A 909-nucleotide genomic window follows, 5' to 3' on the forward strand; every position below is an offset into this window, starting at 1 on the left:
AAGCGTTCGACCCTGTAATAGATTCTGAGTTAATACTTAGCATTGATAAGAGTCTGTGACTAAATAGCAGCACAATGAATGCTGTCAATCGTTTCTTACTCCAACATGCTAGGTAATCAGCGCTTCTGATGTCGATAAATTTAATGCTCTAATTGTATTCTTGCCTTGATTTTTGGCGACATAGAGCGCTTCGTCTGCTTTAGATAATAGTTGTTTTGAGAGATTTTTACTGACTAAGTGTTCTGCTCCTGAGCTCACCATCCCAAAAGAACATGAAGCACTAAATTGCACTGCGCTTAGCCCAAATGTGGTCTCAAATATACTCTTTTTTATCCGTTCAACGATTTCATAAGCCTGCTGTTCATCTAAGTCAATAAGTAAAAGAACGAATTCATCCCCTCCCAAACGGGCAAAGCAATCAATAGAACGAATGTTCTTTTTGACAATCGTTGCTATTTTTTTGAGTAATTCATCTCCGTTTATATGTCCATAACTGTCATTAATAGTTTTAAAGTTGTCTATATCAAATATACATAGGTGCAATTTAATTGAATGGTTTCTCGACATTTTATTAATGGCTTCGGTCAAACGGAATTCAAAGTAGCTGCGTGAGAAAGCTTGAGTGAGATGATCATACATAAGGCGAGTATTTAACTGCCGCCTTTGCTCATAAAGGTCATCAATGTGAAGAACCAGGATCCAAGCGTTACAGCATGTTACTAAAAAAGAACCAACCCATGTTAAGGGGGGCAGATCAATAATCTGTATTCCTGTTAACGTATCCGCTACGCCAGTTACCATCCATATGCTCGCGGCTCCTAATAGTAATTGCACTGTACCAAGAGAATTATTATCTTTATTTTTGTATTGACGTAAATAGACTCGGGTAAGAATAACGATACAGTATCC

Annotated in this window: 1 protein-coding gene; it reads right to left on the minus strand. The window is 37.6% G+C overall.

Features of this window, described 5'->3' with window-relative positions:
* Positions 1 to 108 precede the first annotated feature (108 nt).
* The coding region (locus H5202_RS23460; RefSeq protein WP_182774111.1) for a GGDEF domain-containing protein at positions 109 to 909 on the minus strand (801 nt) is incomplete at its 5' end.

Source organism: Shewanella sp. SG41-4, assembly GCF_014164505.1.
GTDB lineage: Bacteria > Pseudomonadota > Gammaproteobacteria > Enterobacterales > Shewanellaceae > Shewanella.